Annotated in this window: 1 protein-coding gene; it reads left to right on the top strand. The window is 29.2% G+C overall.

Annotated elements, in window-relative coordinates; all coding sequences use genetic code 11:
- A partial coding sequence (locus DXA15_RS25155) for a DUF4221 family protein (protein WP_158579725.1) occupies positions 1–696 on the top strand: 696 nt, incomplete at its 5' end.
- Between the last annotated feature and the right edge of the window lie 27 nt (positions 697–723).

Here is a 723-nt window from a genome sequence, read left to right as displayed (position 1 = left end):
ATAGATGGTAATAATGGTATAGGATTTGCTAATGGATATTATATTCATAATTTAGATAGCATTTACGTGCCAAACAGAGATATTAAGGAAATCTCACTCGTTAACAAAAATGGTACTTTAATAACTAAATATTCCTATGATAAAGATGTCGCACCCGAAAATTTATCTATATTCAGTATTTCTGCGTCTTATCAAAAACAGGCAGAAGTTATCGGACGAACAATGTATCTATATTCAGGCCCCAATCGTTTTAATGACCATGATCCAGTTTCTATTAAATTTAACATGGACTCATACGATATTTCTGCCTTACCTTTTGATTATCCAGAATATCCAGGTTCAGATAACAAATTAAAAAAATTCGGATTAGAAACTGCTTTTAGTCGTTGTTTTGATGGAAAACATTTTATTTACTCTTTCTATTATGATGAAAACATATATATAGCATCTATAGAGCATGATTCCATAAAAAAAATACCAGTAAAAAGCAAATATTTTGACAAAGTAATATTACCTGGAGAATTAACCGCAAGCCCACAAGATTTTTGTGAAAATCCATGGTATGGTAATTTGTTATATGACAAATATCGTAACATCTACTATCGAATATCTTATCCTACTATCGAATATCTTATCCAAAGGAAAAGTATAGATAAAAAATATTCGACCAGGAGAATTATTAAGTTATGGTCGTAAAATTTTTCAATCATCATTTAGATAAAA

The sequence above is a fragment of the Parabacteroides sp. AM58-2XD genome (genome assembly GCF_003463685.1).
Lineage (GTDB): Bacteria > Bacteroidota > Bacteroidia > Bacteroidales > Tannerellaceae > Parabacteroides > Parabacteroides segnis.
Note: the sequence above shows the minus strand (reverse complement) of the source record. Positions and strands in the feature narration are given on the sequence as shown.